General features: G+C 35.2%; 16 protein-coding genes and 1 pseudogene. 12 read left to right on the forward strand and 5 right to left on the reverse strand.

Annotated features, from left to right (window positions below; translation table 11 throughout):
• Positions 1 to 22: 22 nt before the first annotated feature.
• Positions 23 to 331: pseudogene (locus MHB53_RS19240) on the reverse strand (GyrI-like domain-containing protein); the annotation flags it as partial.
• Positions 332 to 495: 164 nt separating this feature from the next.
• Between MHB53_RS19240 and MHB53_RS19245 the strand changes: the two are divergent.
• The 8 genes from MHB53_RS19245 to MHB53_RS19280 all read left to right on the forward strand — a co-directional run bounded on the left by MHB53_RS19245 (position 496) and on the right by MHB53_RS19280 (position 6,994).
• Positions 496 to 921 (forward strand): Rrf2 family transcriptional regulator, encoded by a 426-nt coding sequence (locus MHB53_RS19245; RefSeq protein WP_340921436.1) that lies wholly within the window; start codon positions 496 to 498, stop codon positions 919 to 921.
• A 229-nt stretch (positions 922 to 1,150) separates the two neighbouring features.
• Entirely contained in the window at positions 1,151 to 1,735 is a 585-nt protein-coding gene (locus MHB53_RS19250; protein WP_340921439.1) for a class I SAM-dependent methyltransferase, read from the forward strand.
• A 213-nt stretch (positions 1,736 to 1,948) separates the two neighbouring features.
• Entirely contained in the window at positions 1,949 to 2,530 is a 582-nt protein-coding gene (locus MHB53_RS19255) for an FIMAH domain-containing protein (RefSeq protein ID WP_340921441.1), read from the forward strand.
• A 764-nt stretch (positions 2,531 to 3,294) separates the two neighbouring features.
• Positions 3,295 to 3,978 (forward strand): hypothetical protein, encoded by a 684-nt coding sequence (locus tag MHB53_RS19260; RefSeq protein ID WP_340921443.1) that lies wholly within the window; start codon positions 3,295 to 3,297, stop codon positions 3,976 to 3,978.
• Between the two features lie 128 nt (positions 3,979 to 4,106).
• Positions 4,107 to 5,366 (forward strand): rhamnogalacturonan lyase family protein, encoded by a 1,260-nt coding sequence (locus MHB53_RS19265; RefSeq protein WP_340921445.1) that lies wholly within the window; start codon positions 4,107 to 4,109, stop codon positions 5,364 to 5,366.
• Between the two features lie 198 nt (positions 5,367 to 5,564).
• On the forward strand, positions 5,565 to 5,819 hold the full coding sequence (locus MHB53_RS19270; protein ID WP_340921448.1) for a hypothetical protein: 255 nt from the start codon (positions 5,565 to 5,567) through the stop codon (positions 5,817 to 5,819).
• A 26-nt stretch (positions 5,820 to 5,845) separates the two neighbouring features.
• Positions 5,846 to 6,676 carry a methyltransferase domain-containing protein gene (locus MHB53_RS19275; RefSeq protein ID WP_340921451.1) on the forward strand — a complete coding sequence of 277 codons (831 nt, stop codon included), beginning with the start codon at positions 5,846 to 5,848 and terminating at the stop codon, positions 6,674 to 6,676.
• 186 nt (positions 6,677 to 6,862) lie between these two features.
• Positions 6,863 to 6,994, forward strand: coding sequence for a hypothetical protein (locus MHB53_RS19280; RefSeq protein WP_340921453.1), 132 nt, complete (start codon positions 6,863 to 6,865; stop codon positions 6,992 to 6,994).
• Between the two features lie 557 nt (positions 6,995 to 7,551).
• Here the strand turns inward: MHB53_RS19280 and MHB53_RS19285 are convergent.
• Both MHB53_RS19285 and MHB53_RS19290 read right to left on the reverse strand, forming a co-directional pair.
• Positions 7,552 to 8,589, reverse strand: a complete 1,038-nt coding sequence (locus MHB53_RS19285; RefSeq protein ID WP_340921456.1) for a DUF418 domain-containing protein — start codon at positions 8,587 to 8,589, stop codon at positions 7,552 to 7,554.
• 657 nt (positions 8,590 to 9,246) lie between these two features.
• The gene (locus tag MHB53_RS19290) at positions 9,247 to 9,432 is read right to left on the reverse strand and encodes a hypothetical protein (RefSeq protein ID WP_340921458.1); all 186 of its coding nucleotides are present in this window, start codon (positions 9,430 to 9,432) and stop codon (positions 9,247 to 9,249) included.
• Positions 9,433 to 9,658: 226 nt separating this feature from the next.
• Here MHB53_RS19290 and MHB53_RS19295 point away from each other — a divergent pair, with 226 nt between their 5' ends.
• From MHB53_RS19295 to MHB53_RS19305, 3 genes are all read left to right on the forward strand, one after another.
• Positions 9,659 to 10,222 carry a hypothetical protein gene (locus MHB53_RS19295; protein ID WP_340921460.1) on the forward strand — a complete coding sequence of 188 codons (564 nt, stop codon included), beginning with the start codon at positions 9,659 to 9,661 and terminating at the stop codon, positions 10,220 to 10,222.
• A gap of 278 nt (positions 10,223 to 10,500) precedes the next feature.
• On the forward strand, positions 10,501 to 11,118 hold the full coding sequence (locus MHB53_RS19300; RefSeq protein ID WP_340921463.1) for a DUF7010 family protein: 618 nt from the start codon (positions 10,501 to 10,503) through the stop codon (positions 11,116 to 11,118).
• A gap of 1,064 nt (positions 11,119 to 12,182) precedes the next feature.
• Complete coding sequence (locus MHB53_RS19305) at positions 12,183 to 13,349, forward strand: MFS transporter (RefSeq protein ID WP_340921465.1); 1,167 nt, start codon at positions 12,183 to 12,185, stop codon at positions 13,347 to 13,349.
• Between the two features lie 484 nt (positions 13,350 to 13,833).
• On the opposite strand, the gene MHB53_RS19310 is transcribed toward MHB53_RS19305, so the two are convergent.
• Positions 13,834 to 14,373: an AAA family ATPase gene (locus MHB53_RS19310; RefSeq protein WP_340921467.1), complete on the reverse strand. Its 540-nt coding sequence runs from the start codon at positions 14,371 to 14,373 to the stop codon at positions 13,834 to 13,836.
• A 320-nt stretch (positions 14,374 to 14,693) separates the two neighbouring features.
• On the opposite strand from MHB53_RS19310, the gene MHB53_RS19315 reads away from it, so the two are divergent.
• Positions 14,694 to 15,668, forward strand: coding sequence for a Gfo/Idh/MocA family protein (locus tag MHB53_RS19315; RefSeq protein ID WP_340921469.1), 975 nt, complete (start codon positions 14,694 to 14,696; stop codon positions 15,666 to 15,668).
• 377 nt (positions 15,669 to 16,045) lie between these two features.
• On the opposite strand, the gene MHB53_RS19320 is transcribed toward MHB53_RS19315, so the two are convergent.
• Positions 16,046 to 16,879: a TetR/AcrR family transcriptional regulator gene (locus tag MHB53_RS19320; RefSeq protein WP_340921471.1), complete on the reverse strand. Its 834-nt coding sequence runs from the start codon at positions 16,877 to 16,879 to the stop codon at positions 16,046 to 16,048.
• Positions 16,880 to 16,918: the final 39 nt, after the last annotated feature.

A 16,918-nucleotide genomic window follows, 5' to 3' on the forward strand; every position in this document is an offset into this window, starting at 1 on the left:
TAAATGCTTTTAAAGAGTTGTTCTAAATTTCGCTTTTGAAAGTTGGTGAGGTTACATCTCTTTTCTCATTCCACAGGATTTCTGGACCTTCTATTTGTTCATAATTTGAGGATGGAATCCATTCATTCGGAATAAATGCGTCCCCATACATCTTGCAGTGTATCTGGAAATGGTCCGATTGTTTCAAATACAGACCATGATAAAGCAGGAACTTCAAGTTGTGTTAGGTTATCAGGACACCTATAGTTGTTGCCACACCAACATAGTGATCAAGATCCCCTTTTTCCACCACCCGGGCTTAAGAAAAGTTCCTGGATGCACTAAGCAGTCCTAGAATGTGTTGCTGGAAACTGTCTTTTTTTAACGAGCAGGAGATGAATAAGAGTAACAATTTGATAGGATATTGGAATAAGTGGGATAACATCTTGACATTGATTTCATTTTAATTTAAAAAGACATTAAGGGTCTTTAATGTATATATAAAGGAGCAATATAATGAAATATTCAAAAGCTACAAATTATGCTTTACACTCAATGGTTTATTTAGCTTTGACTCCAAAGGGAAAACCTACTGGAGTAGAACATTTAGCTAAAATGCAAAACCTCTCACCAACATACCTTTCAAAGATATTAACAAAACTTGTTAAAGCAGGGTTAATTGAATCAAATTCTGGTGCTAATGGTGGATATAGTATAGTAAGACAGTCTCATGATATATCTTTTTTAGATGTAATTCATGCTATTGAAGGTAAGACAACTTTATTCAGTTGTTCGTTGGAACATGAACAACTATCTAGAAATAATGATTGCTTAATTGAGAATGTAATGTATAAAGCAGAAGAAAAGATGACAGCTGAACTAGGGAAAAAATATATTATTGATATTGTTAAACAAATTGAATCGAAAAAAAATTGTAATTGATAATTACTTCAATTACAATTTTTTATATTAATTATAGATTTCAGGGGTCTACAAAATGGCTTTTTAAAAAAGGAAGATAAGATATTGTTAGATTCGTATTTATTGGTGAAGGGTCATCTGCCTAAATGCTGCTTCACTTGTTCTCGCAAGGGCAAGTAAGAATGTCACTATATTCGATGAAGAGAAACATACAACAAACTACGCATTATTAAAAAGGAGAATGAATGATATGGAGAAAAAAGAACACAATTCTACAGAAATGAAACAATTAGCAAAAAAAATTGAATTCCTTGATAATCCTGAAAGAAGAGGAGATATCCCCCCAGAAAGGCTACTGAGTATGCTTCCTATTAAGAAAAGTGATAATTTCTTGGATTTAGGTGCAGGTACAGGGTATATTACAATCCCAGCAGCCAAAGTCGTGGAGGGCATGGTATATGCATTAGATACAGATTCTAATATGTTAGAGGTTGTAATTGCCAAGGCAAAAAAAGAAAATATTACAAATATCAAAACACTTAAAGGTAATATTGATGACATTCCGCTTTCCGACAATTCAATTGACTTTGCACTAGCCTCATTAGTTCTACATGAGGTTAAGCAATTATCTAGTTCATTACAACAAATTAAACAAGTGCTTAAACATGATGGATATTTTGTATGTATTGAATTTGAAAAGATAGATAATCCTACCCATAGCCATCCTAGAATTGCCTCATCCATTATGGAACAAGAAATAACGAATGCAGGACTAAGAGTAACACAGACGATATATCCAACAGATGCGATATACATTATCATTGCAAAGAAATGATTACGGAAAATTACAGTCACGATAATGATGGTGGTACGTTGCTTGTATGTGCTTACGGAAGTGCAGAAACGGGAGGTGTTTATATGGAGTTTTCCGTTATAACATCAGCCAAAATGATAAATATCAGACATTTACCATTTGTATGGTAATAATGTCCACAACATACAAATTTATAACAACGTATTTTACGTCGCACAGGGAATGAAGACCAATATGCTTGTTTCGCAAGCTGGAGCGACAGAAGTTACCCTGCGCAACAATATCTTCTATAACTTGGGATCTGGCCGATATACGAAAAAATCAAGTTGGACTTACGACCATAATATGTTCTTAGGAAATAATGTTCCCACAACTAGTGTCATCCCTGATAAGAATATGATGACTTTGGATCCTTTATTTGTTTATCCGGGGATCGGCGATAAAGGACTCGGCACTCTAGATGGTTATAAGTTGCAAGTGGACTCTCCAGCAATTGGCAGGGGAACTCTGATAAGTAATAGTGGGAGTCAGGACTTCTGGGGTAATCTGTTATCCCCTATTAGTCAAAATCGAGGAGCATATGGTGGGCAAGCAGTAAGCATTACAGTGATACGCGATTTGCTAGACTACTACCTGAAGACAGGTGATGTGAAAAATCCACTTTATAAACAATTGAGTAATAAATTGGAACAGGCGGAGCAATTCAAAAGTAAAGGTCAAGAAAAGAAAGCTGTTAAACATATGGAAGATTTCATAACACACTTGATAAAAATTCTATGGGAAAATTCGTGTCTGAGCAAAGCAAGAGACTACTAAATCATGACACACAAATTCTAATTGAAGATTGGTCGGAAGAATAATTAATAACTAATGGAATCCATAGCCTTAATGATACGGAATTCAAGAACTAAACCTGGTATATTAGTTGGAAAATAGGCAGACTTTATCCTAAAAGTACCGATTTCCTGTACTATGTGGGTATGCCTTTTTATTTTTTTAGATAGGTAAAAAATGATCAACATTTTTTTAAAAAAACAAACTTAAATCTGCTGAAGAAGAATCCATTTTGATCAATCTTTTTTCAAAATGGATTCTTTTTGTTTATTGTAAAATATGGGTTTGCGAGATATTTTTGATCAAACTTTATTCCAAACCTACAATTGTTTGTTGAGTGACAATAAAGTTGTTTAATTAGTAGCTATTTGGATCATCATCATGGCGAATGGGACGGTTAGAGGAAGCGTTAAATAGAGGTGGTGTCATGAGACTGTTATTGCTGGCCTTTTTATTATTATGGTTATTTTAAGTTCCTGCAAATTCTAGTGAATTATCGCAGTAGCGTGAAGGTTTAATATAAATACAAATTATCAGAAATAGAGCATGTCCGAAGTGGATTATCAAACCGATGCATGCTCTATTTATTGGTGTTTTTAAAGGTTATTTTCATATAGATATCGAATTATATCATGGAAGGTCCTCCAAAAGGACTAGGAATAAATTAATCAGTATCTGTGTTCGAGAAAAGCCTTTCATCAAATGCACGACATCATTCTGTTAAATGATCAAGGAGGAAGTCCTATATGCCTTTACCTATGGTTCATCTAAGTGTAGCTAAAAAGTACTTAGAACAAGAAGAAATTTCTAATGCTGGCACTACGTTTTTTCTTGGAAATATTGCTCCTGATTCCATCCATATGCGAGCAAATATCACGAGAAAGAATAAGGACGAAACACATTTTATTGCTACAGGCGAAAAAAGTATCAATATTGATAAATTGGCGGAGCTTTATCCGAAATATATGGCTCAAAGTACTGATGTGGAATGGGAATGGTTTGTTCGTGGGTATTTTATGCATGTGTTAACAGATTGCTATTGGTTTAATAGTGTTTATCCGACATTCACCGGAAATCCAAAAGTATCGGGGAAAACACCAGCGGAAAAAAGTAGTCTGTATTATCAAGAAACAGATCAAATTGATTTTAATCTTTTTAAACAGCAGTCGTGGCGTGTAGATGTATGGAAGGATTTAAAGAATGCCAAAAGCTTTGACTTTGGAACATTACTAACAGCAAACGAAATCTGCCAATGGAGACAAAGAACGTTTTCCTTCTTTCAAGACCCCGCCAAAGAACCAAATACTAATCTAGTATATATCACAAATGAAATCGTAGATAATTTTGTTAATGAGACAGTAAAACGCTTACGGGAACAGTATCAAGAGTGGGATCGAGTTTTGAACAATGAATCAAACCCTATTAATTAATCTAGTTAAGCTAAAGCTTAAGGTTGTCAAGGGTGCGAAGATTTATTATTCTCTGTTTCCCATTCTAACCATAATACCTGGATCAAACCGTTGATATATCAACATTTATAGAGGGAGAGATTTTATATATGACAATACATTCACCAAATGAACCTCTGTTGCTTGGTGAGATTGATATAAGTGCAGCAGGGGCTCGTAGTAAAATGCTTGTAGGTGACTTAAATCAGGATGGGCAAATGGAAATAGTAATGGTTCAAGCAGATGGAGGTATTGACGATCGCTATGTTCCACATCAGGTTATTTGTTTAACAGCTTATAATTTGCAAGGTGACCTACTATGGCAGGTGGGAATGCCTGATGAAAATGCAGGTGGACCTGGTTCAGATTATCCAGCACAAATATATGATATTGATGGTGATGGGTTCAATGAAATACTTTGTGTAATGGATAAGAAGTTTCTTATTCTTAATGGACAAACTGGTGAAGTGAAACAATCCTTTGACCTCCCAGACCAAGAGGCACATGATTGTATCATCATTGCTAATTTAACGGGAAATCCATTTCCACAGGATATTATCTTGAAAAATCGCTATCATCAAATGTGGGCACTGGATAAGGACTTTAATGTACTTTGGGAACATAAAGGGAATATCGGACACTTTCCATGGGTTTACGATTTTGACCAGGATGGACATGATGAAGTGATGGCAGGTTATGATTATCTTGATCATAATGGAAGCACCTTATGGTCATGCCGAAATTTAGATGACCATGCAGACTGTATTTGGGTTGGTCATGTTGATCCAAATTTAACAGCGAATGACCCTGTAAATATTGTTGTGGGCGGAAGTGTAACCGTTATGTACGATACAGTAGGAAATGAATTATGGCGTTATGAGGGTTCCATTGAATCACAGCATATTGCATTAGGGAAGTTTCGTTCAGATCTACCGGGTTTGCAAATCGCTGGACTAGATCGTATTATTCGTGGCGACGAAAATGGTAAAGACGGACTTTTCCTCCTAGATTGCAATGGTGGAGAAATTACTAAGGAGGATCGTAATACGAAGGGCTGGCTGACAATTATTGAAACCATTCGTCACTGGGACGATAAACCATTAGATTATGTTTTGGCATATCGACGAGGTGGAGGAATCAATCCAACCTTATACGATGGCTATTTAAACCCGGTAGTAACTTTTCCGGTAGATGGTTATGTTATACATGCGGATCTTTTTGGTGAAGGGAAGGAGCAAGTAATTATTTATAATAATCAACGTGCTTCTATATTTTCTAATGAGGCTAGGGATTTGCACAGTAAAGGGAAAGTTAAGCCCCAGCCAAAACATTTATACAGTTCTACATTATACCCTGGTGGACAATATTAAAATCACACTTAAAGTCACTTCTAGGGAATATATCGAACTTCGCGATGTAAAATGGGGGGAATGCATGTGCTTATGCTTGTTATTCCTGGCGCTGGACATGCTATTTATGCAATGTGGGAAGCGGAAATCCATAAACTAGTTTGCTAGTATATTAATCTTCAAGAACCACTTAGTAGGATACCGATTGGCTTTGATACAATGGATTATCTTCTTGATATCACAGTAAGTCCTGATCGCTCGGAATGGTCATGGAAAGATGAAACAGACTTCCATGACGCGGTAAAAGTAGGCAAGATTACTACGAAGCAGGCGGAAGCTATTAGATTGGAAGGACAAATAGCGATCAGGTTGCTTCAGGAAGATTCTTCATCATTCTACGAAACTTGGGAATACTGGTTGCCTCCAAAAGAATGGCAAATTCCAGGGATACCATTGGGATGGGATGAAATTTAATAACATTTTCAAAAGGGGGAAATTAAATGGAAGTTAAGGAAACTGTCTTTTCAAATATGAATGAACACCCTGATTATGTAAGTGGTCAAAGTAAGGAGTGGTGTCAACAGTTGGCGTCGCAAACAGGAAAGTATGAGTATACTTGGAACTATCACCATGATGGGTTAATTGCAGAGGAAGTGCTTACGACGGAATTAGCAGCTTTGATGCAAGGGAAGGTTTTGGATGTAGGATGTGGACATGGAGAATATACAAACCAATGGGCTAGTTGTGTGGAAGAAATAGTCGGGTACGATATGACGGAAGATTTTATTGAAACGGCAAATAAAAGAAAAAAATCCAATGTCAACTATGTTGTAGGTCGCACCCAGGATGGTTTACCTTTCCCAGATGATTATTTTGACGTAGCTTATACGAAAAAAGGTCCGACAAGTTGGTATCAAGATGGAAATAGAATCGTTCGTCCTGGAGGTTCTTTAATATTATTTCATCCCGTTGATGGTAATGGGAAAGGTTCTGAACTAGGTGAGTGCTTTCCAGGCTTGTTCCCCCCACCTTCAAAAGGGACACCTGTACTAGATATAATCAACGAACGCCTTGATAAAAGTGGACTTATCGATATTAAGCTTCGCCACATAAAGGAAACGGTATGGATTCCTTCACCTGATGATGTCCTAACAATGAAATGTTTCGGGCAGAGTAAACAGTACACACAGTATGTTAAAGAACAGTGCTTTAACAAGATCATCGCCAATTTCGAGCGACATGCCACAACCAAAGGGATAAAGGTAACGAATTTTTATTGTTTGATTAGGGCTACAGCGACAGAAACACCAAATAATAATCTGAAAAGTTGATAATTTGATATCGACTTTAGGAGCGAAAACGTGGAAATTATTATTGGTCTGGGGATAAAGAGGCGGTATAGATGCAAAGTAATAAGTTAGCTTTAGATAGAATTGTTTTTCTAGGGAGGACCCTTGAAGAGTATTTACAAATGTTTTCGCTTTCTGTAGAAAAATTGAGGGGAAAAGAGTCCTTGATTGAATGAAATTTTACATCATATAGGTTATTTAACAGATGAAGAATTTCTAGCGGAGCATATTGATGGAGATGGTAACAAATTTTCAGCTTATCATTATTTGCTAGGCTTTATTCCGCATGATGCTCATTAATTAATCAATTAAAGGATTTCATCGGAAATAAAATTATTTATAGTGGGTAATTGGTAATCATAAGAATGTTTTGAATATCGAAGACCAGGAAAAAACTTTAAAGCAGCAAAAAAACTTGGTGGCTCACAGTGCTTGCGGATAAGGAAGATGAATGAATGAAAAAGGCTATGCCAATTTTGCGGGTAGAGGCATCAGAGGGAATCGACAGCAAAACTAGAAAGGAGGCATTCAAGATAACTACTATTTGTTTGATTGGACATGGCGAAAATGCCTTTGTTACGGTATATGACGTAGCAGAAGTTAGGAGGGTAACTTCAAAAAGCGTAATATTCATTAGGTGGATGACTCACTGCTCTTATCTAATTAAGGGCAGTGTCTTGTTTAGTTCATTCTGAAACTTTTAGCATACAATTTGAGTCTATTATTCAACTGTTTTACATTTAAAGAGGGAAAAGCGGGTAATAGAAAATTAATGGGGAATCTCCCGACTTTTCCCTAGTAAGGATTTTGAGTTACCCACATGCCTAATATAATAATTTCTAGCTATGTGATGTTAATTAGACAGCACTTTTCTTCATTCTTAATGGTATGATTTTCCAATAGGTTAAAATCCTCCAAACCCACTCAAATGGGCCCATATTAAACAATCGTAGCCATACTAAACTGCAAATAATTTGAATCACATAGATTACTATACATAAGTATAGCGTTTGTATATAAGATAGGCTTGCTGTGAAATGGAATAGATTTCCCGCGAGCAAAATAAAGGCTGTTTGTCCTAGATAATTTGTTAATGCCATTCGCCCATAATATTTAAGAGGCGCTAACAGTGTCTGTACTAATCTTGTTTGTAAAAGTAATAGTAATAAACCGATGTAAAAAGCAGAAATAATCGGTCCCACTGTTACACCTATTTTCAAAAAGATACTTGCTAGATCGATTAAGCCGCCTTCATCTACAATAATCATATTTTGAAACGGTAGATCAGGTATATTTTGGTACTGAATATATAAACCTATCCCACTTAGTACGAACATAAGAGCTGTAAATATGGCAATTTGTTTCGTTTTTTGTGAAAGATTTTCAAACACTTTATACTGCCCACAAGCAATACCCAATAATATCAGGGGGAGAGTTAAAGCTGCTTTTAATCCCATTACAGCAAATATAATAATGAAAATGATGCTTAGAGTTAAATTAATATGCATATTTACTTTATAAAATGCTAATGTAATAAATCCATAAACGGCATAAATCAATAATGCTTCACCTGGCTGAAACATTGAATGTATAATCCCAAATGCTAATAATACAACAAGTCTACGTAGAAGCAGAATAAATCCATTCTTTCCTTTTGCATTAGCTCGTGTAATAAAGATATAAAAACCTACACCAAATAAAAATGAAAAGATGGTGTAAAAGCGCCCCTCCACAAATAAATACAAAAATCGTTGATAGCTTGCATCAATCGTATTTGGTTCTGGTATATTAATGTGGAGTAGTGCAAGGATATTGACTAAAATAATACCTAATAGTGCAAAGCCTCGAATGTAATCAAGCGCATCAATTCGAGTGTTCGTAATATCTTTTTCCATGTACAGCTCTCCTTATAATGATTTATCTGCTTTATTTTATTAGAGATTATTAACAAGACCCATCGATTTACCTTACAAATTCTCTTACACTTTTGTAAGAATCCGAGTAGTTATGAGGAAAGTCGTAGCAGAACGATATGTAATGAAATCTTTGTACAAGGAAATCCTACGGTGGTCGAAGGAGTAAGTTAATCCTTTCCATTTAATAGAATATATAATAAGAAAATTACATTTCAACAGAGAAGTGAAAAAGAAGGAGATTTGTATGAAGCAGCACTTCCGAAACTATTCTTTCGTTGCATTAAGCTTTTCTGAGTACGTATTATTTTGCTCATATGTAAGATCATATTTATGATTAGTAAGGGTGACTATTGCCACTGCAAATACTTTTTCAATACTGAACCCCGCATTTGGCTTTATTTATCCGCTTTTCATTAAAACTAACTTCAAGTGATTTATTTTTATATTCAGCTTGCTTATGTACGATTTCGGTTTTTGAATTTATAGCTTTTTTGTTAAGGGATTTTGTTTTATTTGCTCCATAAAAACAAGGGGAAATGATGGAGATGTTTGATATTCGAAGAAAGCCAGCCTTATTGGGGTTAATTTCAGGGGATTATCTATTTGTTTATGGATCATTTTTAGCTTTTTCAATCCTTATTCTAATGGAACTGAAATGGAACCCATGGTAAATACTTTTATTATGCTATTTCTGCCTGCTTGTTTAGCCATCATTTCTTCATTAAGTTCTAAAAAAGTATTCATGTTCATATCTTTTTTATGGTCGCTACCAATCAGTTTATATCTAATTTTGACTCTAAGCATATTTGCATTGTTTGGCATTACATGTTTTTCTTATTTACTCGTTACTTTCTGATGCGTTGGAAAAGGAAACTAACTATTTTCTAATTGATTAATAGTTCAAGATTTACGGGGAAATCATAAAAGAGAGTAGTCAAAACATCCCCATTGGTATACAACAGCTTCGATAAAATGGTTTGATAATGATACGGTCATCATTAATGGACGAAATGGGAAATATAATTATCGGAAAGATTGAGGTGATTGTTTGAAAAAGGCAATTCCATTTGTAGCCTTCATTTTCATTGGTATTGTAATATTAGGTTCTTTCCCATCTATTTCAAAGGCTTGCTCGTGTGCGGAATTATCAAATGTAGAGGAAGAGTTTGATCGTTCAAAAGCAGTATTCAGTGGAAAAGTTGTTGATATAAAAGAGAAGCGTAACCTAAAAGGATATACGTCTAAATCAGTCCTCTTTGAAGTGACTAACACCTGGAAAGGGGCTGAACAATCACAAATTATCATTACCACTGGTCAAGGTGGTGGGGACTGCGGAATTGATTTTAAAGAAAAACAAGAATACTTAGTTTATGCGAATGAATCAACTATGTATGGATCAAATACGCTCACATCATTGATTTGTGATCGAACCAACGAATTGAGTTCGTCACAAGAAGATTTGGAGATACTTGGTGAAGGAAAGCCTCCCATTGAAAAAGTCGATCTAACTGGTAAGCATGAAGGAAATCAATTTTATATTTGGGTTACTGTGTTATTAGTCCCTGGACTTTTTGTAATTTTCATTTTAATAAGGTATAAAAAAGCCAAATAAATGGGAGAACGATCAACCTATAAAAAAATTAAATGGTTCTTCCCTTAAAATCAGTACATTGACTATTTTCGGGTAGTCTACTAACTTAGTCGAGAATTACAAGACATTACTGGAGGTATATATGTACACATACGAAAATCAAAATCGTACTCCTCCTGATTAAGCCAATACACTCTCCCCCTTATAATTTAAGATATAGGTCTAAAATGTTTGTTAGCACTTACTATTTCCAAAAAACAAGACTCATAAATACCTAGGATGAAAGGAAGTTTTCTTTTATGGCACAAATATTAAGGGCTATTTCTGGATCCGAAGTGCGCGGAACTGCATTTGGCGTACTATTTATGGCGTTTTTCGGTACATTGTGGGCATACACGGGGATAATGGGATTGCAAGGCTGGGGAGTTTCTACCTTATTAGTCGGCGCTGTTACCCTAGGTATCACTCTATTCATCTGTGGGGTTTCACTAATACGTGCATCACGAGAATTATCTAATCAGGTTTCAAAACCAGGTGTAAGACGCGTGAAGCATATGGGAATCTGGTTTAACATCATCTTCGGGACAGAGCTTTTCGCAATAGGAATCGCGATTGCTGTATGTAACGCTACCAGCCACTCCGATCTTATACCTCTCGTAATAGCTATTATTGTCGGTATTCACTTTTTTCCACTGGCATCTCTATTCAAGGTCAGGATCTATTATATTACAGGCGCACTTCTCTGTTTACTTGCTATTATTACATGGCTGTTTGTCCCTGAGAAAGTAACGCTTGGGGGGCATCAGATCATTGCATTTATGTCTGTAGTTGGCTTTGGCTCTACCTTGATTCTGTGGGGAACTGGCTTGGCAATATGGCTGATGGGAAAAAGACTACTGGCTACAGATCGATCGTAAATGGCATTAAGTTGGATAAATCTTCTCTTAAAATTGATGTCGCGTGCAGAGACTTTATTGCACAAACAAATAGGACGTGATACCCTAACTGTTTTGAAATAAGTTGCATTTTGAAGAGGGTAAAACGATTTATACTCCAACACTGGTTGTGAAACAGTGGAAAATCAAAAATGAACTTTCCTCCGCTAGGTAGTGGTCTGTTAAATGAGTAAGTGCTATCTTAAACAATGTTTATTGATCTTTTTCCTACAATATTTAGAAGAGATAAAGCATATTTATCTCTTCTGAATATTGTTTTTAACCCAGCAATCTTTTATTCTTTTTATTTATTGTAAAATGTGGATTTGGTAGGTGTTTATAATTAATCTTTATTTTAAAGCCACATTAGTTTATCTCACTGCTAAAATCGTCTTCCCTATGCTAAATAGTTGGTATAGAAACGGCATTGAATCGGGGAAGAGCAGCGGGGAAACCATTATGTATCAATCATTGTTTTTAATCAAAAATCAATCAAAACTCGGGCTGGATCCAATATGGGTCCAGCCCGATTCTTGCTGCTTCAATATCGTTCCAATTCCTTGTCAAATAAGGGTTTCAGTTGTCTTTTTTAATACAAAAATTCGTAGGATTCCCAATCCCTATTCAGTTTGATTCTTACTGTACCACCGTTCCTAAATTGCTACATGTCCTCTTTACTCTTTACTTTTCTTTTCTCTATTCTGGGAAGAACTTTTTAACATTATCAGAATGTTCTATACAATCCAGAACAGAAAAAAGAGGGGGGAAATCGGGCATTTTGGGAAGAAAACTTAATAACAGAATGGAAAGAAGAGAAAAGAGGCTTGAATGCTTGGGGGAGAAGGACTAAAAAACAGCTACATATATTGGTTTAATAAAAGTGCTTGTTTATAATGGAGAAGTCTGATATGATTATTTGATAAATTTTTAAGGGGTTTTAGAGAGGGTGAGTCAATTGACTAAAAATCTTAGACAATTGAAAAACGTTTCAGTGTTCCAAACGCTTCTAATTTAGAAAAAATAATTTAGAAGCGAGGATTAATTATATGAAAAATCAAAGAATCTTTAATAAATCTTTTCTTTTTTTATTTATAAGCAACTTCTTAGTTTTTATAGGGTTTGAAATGTTGCTCCCTATTTTGCCAGCCTATTTGTTAAGCATGAATGCATCTTCCATTCAAGTAGGTTTAGTGACATCATTATTTACGATAGGTGCTGTTCTAATCAGACCTTTTGTAGGGTACTATTTAATTGATAACCAACGGAAAAGTCTAGCCATTTGTGCAAGTGCAGCTTTAATGATTATTTCAATGCTGTATCCTTTTCTTAATATTATATGGTTTTTTCTATTGTTACGACTTTTCCATGGCGCAGCGTGGGGGGTATCAACCACAGCCAATAGTACAATAGTAGTCGATTTAATCCCTAAGACACGGTTAGGAGAAGGAATGGGGTATTTTTCTGTTTCAACAACGGTCGGGGCAATCATTGCACCGAGTATAGGTATCCTTATCTATGACTCTTTTTCCTTTGATATTTTAATTTGGTCATCAGTAGTACTCAGCCTAATGGCAGTAATTGCGCTTCAATTTGTATATCCACCTACTACTGTAAAGCGTGAGAAGCAACCATTTCGATTTTTGGATATGATTTTTGAAAGAGACGTATGGTTCCCAGCGTTATTGACGGTTATTACAACACTTGGTTTTGGTGCGATTATTACATTTTTAGTTCTTTTTGGAAAACAAAAGGGATTAGATCATATTTATCTATTCTTCCTTATCAATGCAACTGTAGCAACTTTACTACGTCCGTTTACCGGAAAATGGTATGACAAAAAAGGACCTTGGTCTATCATCATTATGTCAGCTGTGTTAGGATTTTTGTCGCTTATTATGCTATCTTATGCGACAAATGATCTTCATCTTATTATTGCGGCGATTTTATTTGGGGCAGGTTATGGAACTGTTATGCCATGTTTACAAACATGGACGGTTCAAAAGGTAAGTGAAGAAAAAAGTGGTGCAGCCAACGCAACCTTTTTTTCCAGTTTTGACGTTGGTGTTGGAGTTAGCGCATTTGTATTAGGTATTTTAGCTGAATGGATTAGTTTAGAGATGATCTTCCGGGTTGTTAGTCTAAGTTTTATTGTTGTTGCTGTTCTAGTCTCTAAGGATTTTTTTAATGAAAAGAAAAGATATAAAAATATATAAAAAGATTTTAAAAAAATCCACCACTCTATGTTAATAGAGGTGGATTTTTTTGTTGGAAAGTCGATTATAAACTATGGATGATTTGCTTCAAAAAGGATTAAAGCCTTTTATTGTACTCCCATGAAAATTTAAAAAGCTCAAAACCTAAAAAACAAAATTGACCCAGTAAGTATATTTTTTTAAAAGCCTGAGCCTCCAAGTAATTATTTTAAAGTTGGATTGAAAAATAAAAGCATCATCCTTCTATTTATAATAAAGGCAAGGTTGGTGCAACCCATCAAAAAGGATTAATCTCCCATAAGATGATGTAAGATCGCTTGATTTTATTTATTCACCAAAAGGTAAGGTTCTTATTAAAATAATTTATTCATTCCAGATAAAAGCTCAGGGTTTCTAGTACTTGGGCTTTTTCTATATTGTGTACCTAAATCGGCTACATGACTAACTCTATATCAACCATAAAAGTAAGTGGACTTTTTGCTACTTAATATTGATTTAATCGACTTAAAATTTCAGCGTAGAGTTCTTCGACAGTTCGGGAGCTATCGAGCTTTAAAACAGGGCTTTTTGATAATGCCATTTGATAGACTTGTTCTGCATAAGTGCCGGCCATGTTTTCATCTTCTTCCGTCAAATATGTTTTACACCAATCTAAAAATTCATTCGTATATTTTCCGTTTTCATCCATCCACATTTCACTAATACCAATTCTCTCTATTTCTCTGTTGCGTAATCTATCCATACGAATGAATTCATCAAGAAAAAGGAAGACTAGATGGTCGCGGTTACTAAACCCTTCAGGACACCATGAAAAGATAGAACCGGAAGCGACATAACTACTGCAAGATTCCATGTCATTTTGATATAGTTCTTTACGCTTTTCAAGCGGATTATTTTCCGTAAAGAAATCGTCTTTCCAAAGATAATTATCAGTATCAATCCATTTTATATGTTCTTTTTCACTAATAAACTTTGCTAGTGTGCTTTTTCCAGTACCTGATCCGCCGATTATATGGATTTTCACTTAATACCTCCCTGATTTTAATTCTAGATTATATCAAGAAATCTTATCTAGTTTAATTGATCTTAGTTTAACGGAACTTCAATATTTTTCAAAGCAAAATTAAATAACCTTTTTTTGCTAATGAGTAACCAGTTAGCGAAGAAGTGATATTCCAAGCAAGGAAGTATATAAAATGAAGGTCAATTAAATCCTGCCATCTACAAATCAGAAGGAAAGAACAGCAGGGATAATAGTTTGCAAAAAAGAGGTAAATATGAACATATATTTAGATAGTTCGCTATAATTAGAATTGGTAATGAAATTAAAAGGGGGAATATAATATGGTAAGGATTAAATGGGGGATTATGGGACCGGGGAATATTTCAAGTAAGTTTGCTTCTGATTTAGTACAGTCTAATCATGCAGAACTTGTTGCAGTTGCATCAAGAACGGAAGGGAAAGCGGAGAAATTTGCAAGCCAATTTAATATTCCACGTTCTTATAATAGCTATGAGGACTTTGTAAAAGATGAGGAAGTTGAGATCGTTTACATTGGCACACTACATACGATGCATAAAGAGTGTGTAATTCAATGCTTAAAGGCTGGTAAAGCAGTAATATGCGAAAAGCCGTTTATGATGAATGCACAGGAAGCTGAGGAAGTTATTCAAGTTGCTCGAGATAACAGTACGTTTATGATGGAAGCGATGTGGACACGTTATTTGCCTGCAATTGTTCAAACAAGAAAGTGGATTGAGGAAGGGAAAATTGGAGAAATAAAAACGTTGACTGCGAATTTCGGTTTTGATGTTGGTTGGGCGCCAGAGAGTCGCTTGCTTAACAAGAAGCTTGGTGGTGGAGCATTGCTGGATGCCGGTATTTACCCTGTGTCCTTTGCCTCTATGATATTCGGGCAGCAACCTACCAATATCAAGAGTAGTGCAAATATCGGGAAAACTGGTGTGGATGAGCAATTTTCAGCACTTTTTGAATATGGGAATGGGCAAACAGCTCTTTTGAATTCGAGTGTGCGTTTAACATTATCTAACGATGCGTTCATTTATGGAACGGAAGGCTATATTCATTTGCCGAATTTTCTGTTTGGAGAGTCCGGCTTTTTGCATCGTTCTGACTCGGAATCGCTAGAGTTCAAGGACGATCGTAAGTTGAACGGATATATTTTCGAGGCGGAGGAAGCGATGAACTGTTTACGAGCAGGAAACTTAGAAAGTCGGATTATGCCATTAGATGAAACGCAAGATATCATGAAAACATTGGATGCACTGCGCAAGCAATGGGGCTTGGAATACGAGTAAGTAAACAGAGCAGGACTTTCATTGAGGTGAGAGTCTTGCTTTTTCTAATGTAGATAATGTACCATTTGCGATCATGCTTAATCTCCCGCAGATTTCCCCAGTTTTACTACTGCATAAACGGCTCATCCTTGATACCATCCGTAGAATGGCATAGCATCTTTTCTATAATGCAACCCCTTTTTTTGTAGCTGATAAGAAGATGTGTTTACTAATGTACGTCTTAAGGCGTAGATCGATTTCATTCTCTAGTTGGTTTTGTTCTGCTTGATAAAACAATAAGCTAAAGAGAGTAGAAAAAAAGTAGAGACAAGTAGATGACTTTTAGTTAATTAATATTTGATTTTGGAAGTCAAGTAAAACTAAGAAAGGCGGAATATTTAAAGCTTAAAATAACTACGAAGTAAATAAGATATCCATTTACAATGAGCGTGATTTCGAATATTTTCTAGCAAGCCTTTCAAAATAGCAGGGCTAAATGTTGGTTCAAGCAGCTGTTGCTTTAACAGGATTAACGATTCTTTTTCAATAGACTCTTCAATTTCTTTTATTTTTTGTTCTATGATTTCAATGATCTGTTCCCTCTTTATTTCTTCGTTCATCGGTTGCTGAAACATTTGGACAAGCTCATGTGAAATAAATGGGACAGTAATATGTCTAGCTAGTAAATTTGTTTTTTCCACAAGCGATTGAGATAGTAAGTCCAAATCTAGCGGTAAGTTATAGAATAAAAATAACTCTGAATAAGTTTTCATAAAGCCTTTAATACAATAAATCAAATCATATTTTGTATGTTGGATCTCTTCACCATATAATCGTTCAACCATCGTTAAGATAACATTCTCCATTAATCTGTCATAGTAACGCATTTTAAAAATAAGTTCTTCGTTAAATGATTGCGTTTGCTCTTTGATGAGAATTTTGGCGAAATCAGAATGCTGATGAAAAGAATGAAACGTTGCAAAATAAAATTTGTATAAAAGTTTTTCATTATCATTTGTATTTTTGACCTGGTAGTCAATATTGGAGGTGAATTGCATCATAAAATGATCAATCAATGCTAAAATCAATTCATCTTTTGATTTGAAAGATAAGTAAAAAGCACCTTTAGAAATACCGCAATGCTCTGTTATTTGTTGAACAGAGGTAGCTTCAAAACCTTGTTGTGCAAAAAGTTCTAGTGCTTTATCCATAATTAATTGTTTTTTTATCATTTTATTATATCGCTCCTAGGTCATATGATTGACAAGTGA

This window comes from Bacillus sp. FSL K6-3431 (assembly GCF_038002605.1).
In the GTDB taxonomy this organism is placed as follows: domain Bacteria; phylum Bacillota; class Bacilli; order Bacillales; family Bacillaceae_C; genus Lederbergia.

Bases quoted from the DNA above. Each gene is read 5' to 3' on its own strand.
- MHB53_RS19305 (WP_340921465.1), top strand. From the start codon at position 12,183: ATGAAAAATCAAAGAATCTTTAATAAATCTTTTCTTTTTTTATTTATA.
- MHB53_RS19285 (WP_340921456.1), bottom strand. From the start codon at position 8,589: ATGGAAAAAGATATTACGAACACTCGAATTGATGCGCTTGATTACATT.
- MHB53_RS19245 (WP_340921436.1), top strand. From the start codon at position 496: ATGAAATATTCAAAAGCTACAAATTATGCTTTACACTCAATGGTTTAT.
- MHB53_RS19320 (WP_340921471.1), bottom strand. From the start codon at position 16,879: ATGATAAAAAAACAATTAATTATGGATAAAGCACTAGAACTTTTTGCA.
- MHB53_RS19260 (WP_340921443.1), top strand. From the start codon at position 3,295: ATGCCTTTACCTATGGTTCATCTAAGTGTAGCTAAAAAGTACTTAGAA.
- MHB53_RS19265 (WP_340921445.1), top strand. From the start codon at position 4,107: ATGACAATACATTCACCAAATGAACCTCTGTTGCTTGGTGAGATTGAT.
- MHB53_RS19270 (WP_340921448.1), top strand. From the start codon at position 5,565: ATGGATTATCTTCTTGATATCACAGTAAGTCCTGATCGCTCGGAATGG.
- MHB53_RS19275 (WP_340921451.1), top strand. From the start codon at position 5,846: ATGGAAGTTAAGGAAACTGTCTTTTCAAATATGAATGAACACCCTGAT.
- MHB53_RS19300 (WP_340921463.1), top strand. From the start codon at position 10,501: ATGGCACAAATATTAAGGGCTATTTCTGGATCCGAAGTGCGCGGAACT.
- MHB53_RS19290 (WP_340921458.1), bottom strand. From the start codon at position 9,432: ATGCCAAACAATGCAAATATGCTTAGAGTCAAAATTAGATATAAACTG.
- MHB53_RS19315 (WP_340921469.1), top strand. From the start codon at position 14,694: ATGGTAAGGATTAAATGGGGGATTATGGGACCGGGGAATATTTCAAGT.
- MHB53_RS19250 (WP_340921439.1), top strand. From the start codon at position 1,151: ATGGAGAAAAAAGAACACAATTCTACAGAAATGAAACAATTAGCAAAA.
- MHB53_RS19255 (WP_340921441.1), top strand. From the start codon at position 1,949: ATGCTTGTTTCGCAAGCTGGAGCGACAGAAGTTACCCTGCGCAACAAT.